The organism is Mycolicibacter engbaekii (genome assembly GCF_002101585.1).
Taxonomy (GTDB): domain Bacteria; phylum Actinomycetota; class Actinomycetes; order Mycobacteriales; family Mycobacteriaceae; genus Mycobacterium; species Mycobacterium engbaekii.
This window is the reverse complement of sequence record NZ_LQOT01000050.1, coordinates 1-5469: the sequence shown is the minus strand read 5'-3', so window position 1 is coordinate 5469 and position 5469 is coordinate 1. Positions and strand designations below refer to the sequence as shown.

The window sequence follows — 5469 nt, the reverse complement described above, 5'->3', positions numbered from 1 at the left end:
AAATGCCTGTGCCCCCCAATTTCTTGGGGGGCACAGGGCTTTATGTTGTGTTCGGCGGTGTCCTACTTTTCCACCCGTGTGGGCAGTATCATCGGCGCTGACAGGCTTAGCTTCCGGGTTCGGGATGGGACCGGGCGTTTCCCTGTCGCTATGTCCGCCGTAACTCTATTTTTTTGTTGGGTGGGCCGGCCCCTGGTGTGGGGCGGGTTGTCCACCGTGTCACCACAAAGTGTGTTTGGTGGTGGGGTGTGGGTTTACAGAGTTTTGTGGTGTGGTTGCGGGCAACACATTGTGTTTCTTTGTGTTGGTAAGTTTTCGGCCGGTTAGTGCCAGTTCCCTGCACACCTTGCGGTGCTTCCAGGTCTGGTCTATCGATCCCGTGGTCTGCGGGGGGCCTTATCCCTCTAAAAGGGTGAGAATCCTGGTCTTGGAGTAGGTTTCCCGCTTAGATGCTTTCAGCGGTTATCCTGTCCGAACGTAGCTATCCAGCCGTGCTCCTGGTGGAACAACTGGTATACCAGAGGTTCGTCCGTCCCGGTCCTCTCGTACTAGGGACAGGTCTCCTCAAGATTCTGACGCGCGCGGCGGATAGAGACCGAACTGTCTCACGACGTTCTAAACCCAGCTCGCGTGCCGCTTTAATGGGCGAACAGCCCAACCCTTGGGACCTGCTCCAGCCCCAGGATGCGACGAGCCGACATCGAGGTGCCAAACCATCCCGTCGATATGGACTCTTGGGGAAGATCAGCCTGTTATCCCCGGGGTACCTTTTATCCGTTGAGCGACACCCCTTCCACTCGGGGGTGCCGGATCACTAGTCCCGACTTTCGTCCCTGTTTGACGTGTCAGTCTTACAGTCAAGCTCCCTTGTGCACTTACACTCAACACCTGATTGCCGTCCAGGTTGAGGGAACCTTTGGGCGCCTCCGTTACATTTTAGGAGGCAACCGCCCCAGTTAAACTACCCACCAGGCACTGTCCCTGAACCAGTTTCATGGTTCGAAGTTAGAGGTCCAATACGATCAGAGTGGTATTTCAACAACGACTCCACCCACACTGGCGTGCGGGTTTCACAGTCTCCCACCTATCCTACACAAACCGCATCGAACATCAATACCAAGCTATAGTGAAGGTCCCGGGGTCTTTTCGTCCTGCCGCGCGTAACGAGCATCTTTACTCGTAATGCAATTTCGCCGAGTCTATGGTTGAGACAGTTGAGAAGTCGTTACGCCATTCGTGCAGGTCGGAACTTACCCGACAAGGAATTTCGCTACCTTAGGATGGTTATAGTTACCACCGCCGTTTACTGGGGCTTAAATTCTCAGCTTCACCCCGAAGGGTTAACCGGTCCTCTTAACCTTCCAGCACCGGGCAGGCGTCAGTCCGTATACATCGTCTTGCGACTTCGCACGGACCTGTGTTTTTAGTAAACAGTCGCTTCTCACTGGTTTCTGCGACCCCCTCCCGCTGCCGGCCGCAAGGGCCATGACGGTATGAGGGTCCCCCTTCTCCCGAAGTTACGGGGGTATTTTGCCGAGTTCCTTAACCATAGTTCACTCGTACGCCTTGGTATTCTCTACCTGACCACCTGTGTTGGTTTGGGGTACGGGCCGTGTGTGTGCTCGCTAGAGGCTTTTCTCGGCAGCATAGGATCACCGAATTCGCCGCAATCGGCTATGCATCACCTCTCGGAATATATGCCAGACGGATTTGCCTATCTGACTTCCTACGGGCTTGCCCCAGTATTACCACTGACTGGTACGGCTACCTTCCTGCGTCACCCCATCGCTTGACTACTACCCACCCGGGTCCCACGCAGCCGGCGATCGTCGCTCCCCGAAGGGATTGATCGACCACCATTTGGGTGGTTAGCAGAATGGATTCATCAGGGACGCCCACACACGGGTACGGGAATATCAACCCGTTGTCCATCGACTACGCCTGTCGGCCTCGCCTTAGGTCCCGACTCACCCTGGGAGGACTGGCCTGGCCCAGGAACCCTTGGTCTTTCGGCGGGCAAGGTTCTCACTTGCCTCATCGCTACTCATGCCTGCATTCTCACTCCCACACCCTCCACCACTAGATCACTCTGTGGCTTCACCGGATGCAGGACGCTCCCCTACCCAATCCTTACGGATTGCCGCGGCTTCGGCGGTGTGCTTGAGCCCCGCTACATTATCGGCGCACAATCACTTGACCAGTGAGCTATTACGCACTCTTTCAAGGGTGGCTGCTTCTAAGCCAACCTCCTGGTTGTCTAAGCGACTGCACATCCTTTTCCACTTAGCACACGCTTTGGGGCCTTAGCCGGCGATCTGGGCTGTTTCCCTCTCGACGCACGGAGCTTATCCCCCGCCGTCTCACTGCCACGCTTACACTCACCGGCATTCGGAGTTTGGCTGACGTCAGTAACCTAGTAGGGCCCATCGGCCATCCAGTAGCTCTACCTCCGGTGAGAAACACGCAACGCTGCACCTAAATGCATTTCGGGGAGAACCAGCTATCACGGAGTTTGATTGGCCTTTCACCCCTACCCACAACTCATCCCCTCAGTCTTCAACCTAAGTGGGTTCGGGCCTCCACGCGGTCTTACCCGCGCTTCACCCTGGCCATGGGTAGATCACTCCGCTTCGGGTCCACAACACGCCACTACACACACCCCAACGGATGTGATACGCCCTATTCAGACTCGCTTTCGCTACGGCTACCCCACACGGGTTAACCTCGCGACGTGCCGGTGACTCGCAGGCTCATTCTTCAAAAGGCACGCCATCACCCCACCACAAGGGAGGGCTCTGACGGATTGTAGGCACATGGTTTCAGGTACTATTTCACTCCCCTCCCGGGGTACTTTTCACCATTCCCTCACGGTACTAATCCGCTATCGGTCATCGAGTAGTATTCAGGCTTACCGGGTGGTCCCGGCAGATTCACAGCAGATTCCACGGGCCCGCTGCTACTCGGGAAACATCACAAGGCAGGTGTCGGGTTTTCACGTACCGGGCTCTCACCGTCTACGGCAGACCATCCCAGGCCACTTCCGCTAACCACAACACTTTGTCACTGCCCTCCGGCCAGGTAGAACCAGACATGACACTCCCACAACCCCGCACACACAACCCCTACCCGGTATCACATGCATACGGTTTAGCCTCATCCGCTTTCGCTCGCCACTACTCACGGAATCACATTTTGTTTTCTCTTCCTACGGGTACTGAGATGTTTCACTTCCCCGCGTTACCTCCACACTGGCTATATATTCACCAGTGAGTGACACGACATCACTCGTGCCGGGTTTCCCCATTCGGACATCCTCGGATCCACGCTCGGTTGGCAGCTCCCCGAGGCATATCGCAGCCTCCCACGTCCTTCATCGGCTCTCGATGCCAAGGCATCCACCATGCGCCCTTAAACACTTACAAACACAAAAACCAAGAAACAAAAATTGCAAAAACAAACAAAACCCTAGAGCCTTGCTTGCTAGATGCTCGCAACCACTATCCACAAAACAAACACCACACCCCACCACCAAGATGGAGCGACAACACACCCACCCCACACAGGGGCGAAAAACGGGCCTGTTGTCTCAGGACCCAACAGTGTGCCCAGCCCCGAAACCGAAGCCGGCCACCAGGAACAAGCGCTCCTGGTGGTTGGTGATCAAAGCTGCTGCCGTTTCAAATAATCTGCACCACCGACAACCCACTACAGGCGCCGGCGAAAAATATCCCAACCATCGACTTCCCGCACGGTTGCGGGGACGGGGGAACATGGTGCTCCTTAGAAAGGAGGTGATCCAGCCGCACCTTCCGGTACGGCTACCTTGTTACGACTTCGTCCCAATCGCCGATCCCACCTTCGACGGCTCCCTCCACAAGGGTTAGGCCACCGGCTTCGGGTGTTACCGACTTTCATGACGTGACGGGCGGTGTGTACAAGGCCCGGGAACGTATTCACCGCAGCGTTGCTGATCTGCGATTACTAGCGACTCCGACTTCATGGGGTCGAGTTGCAGACCCCAATCCGAACTGAGACCGGCTTTAAAGGATTCGCTAACCCTCACGGGATCGCAGCCCTTTGTACCGGCCATTGTAGCATGTGTGAAGCCCTGGACATAAGGGGCATGATGACTTGACGTCATCCCCACCTTCCTCCGAGTTGACCCCGGCAGTCTCTCACGAGTCCCCACCATTACGTGCTGGCAACATGAGACAAGGGTTGCGCTCGTTGCGGGACTTAACCCAACATCTCACGACACGAGCTGACGACAGCCATGCACCACCTGCACACAGGCCACAAGGGAACCGATATCTCTACCGGCGTCCTGTGCATGTCAAACCCAGGTAAGGTTCTTCGCGTTGCATCGAATTAATCCACATGCTCCGCCGCTTGTGCGGGCCCCCGTCAATTCCTTTGAGTTTTAGCCTTGCGGCCGTACTCCCCAGGCGGGGTACTTAATGCGTTAGCTACGGCACGGATCCCTAAAGGAAGGAAACCCACACCTAGTACCCACCGTTTACGGCGTGGACTACCAGGGTATCTAATCCTGTTCGCTCCCCACGCTTTCGCTCCTCAGCGTCAGTTACTGCCCAGAGACCCGCCTTCGCCACCGGTGTTCCTCCTGATATCTGCGCATTCCACCGCTACACCAGGAATTCCAGTCTCCCCTACAGTACTCTAGTCTGCCCGTATCGCCCGCACGCCCACAGTTAAGCTGTGAGTTTTCACGAACAACGTGACAAACCACCTACGAGCTCTTTACGCCCAGTAATTCCGGACAACGCTCGCACCCTACGTATTACCGCGGCTGCTGGCACGTAGTTGGCCGGTGCTTCTTCTGTACCTACCGTCACCCCGCAGAAAACCACGGAGCTTCGCCGATACTGAAAGAGGTTTACAACCCGAAGGCCGTCATCCCCCACGCGGCGTCGCTGCATCAGGCTTGCGCCCATTGTGCAATATTCCCCACTGCTGCCTCCCGTAGGAGTCTGGGCCGTATCTCAGTCCCAGTGTGGCCGGTCACCCTCTCAGGCCGGCTACCCGTCGTCGCCTTGGTAGGCCATTACCCCACCAACAAGCTGATAGGCCGCGGGCCCATCCCACACCGCAAAAGCTTTCCACCACACACCATGAAGCGCGCGGTCCTATCCGGTATTAGACCCAGTTTCCCAGGCTTATCCCAGAGTGCAGGGCAGATCACCCACGTGTTACTCACCCGTTCGCCACTCGAGTACCCCCGAAGGGGCCTTTCCGTTCGACTTGCATGTGTTAAGCACGCCGCCAGCGTTCGTCCTGAGCCAGGATCAAACTCTCCAAACAAAAACCATTTGGAAACAATCCCAAAACATCAGTCAAAAACTGACATCAAAAAAACGCCACACCCCCAACACGGGGCGCCGAAGGCATGGCAAAAAACAACAACAAACAAAAACCACCAAACACACTATTGAGTTCTCAAACAACACGCCC

General features: G+C 56.2%; 3 rRNA genes. All 3 read right to left on the bottom strand.

Annotated elements, in window-relative coordinates:
• Positions 1-49: 49 nt before the first annotated feature.
• A 5S ribosomal RNA gene (rrf, locus tag AWC02_RS14895) occupies positions 50-162 on the bottom strand.
• 141 nt (positions 163-303) lie between these two features.
• Positions 304-3422, bottom strand: a 23S ribosomal RNA gene (locus tag AWC02_RS14890).
• A gap of 362 nt (positions 3423-3784) precedes the next feature.
• Positions 3785-5319 (bottom strand): 16S ribosomal RNA (locus tag AWC02_RS14885).
• Together the 16S, 23S and 5S rRNA genes form the textbook arrangement of a ribosomal RNA operon.
• Positions 5320-5469: the final 150 nt, after the last annotated feature.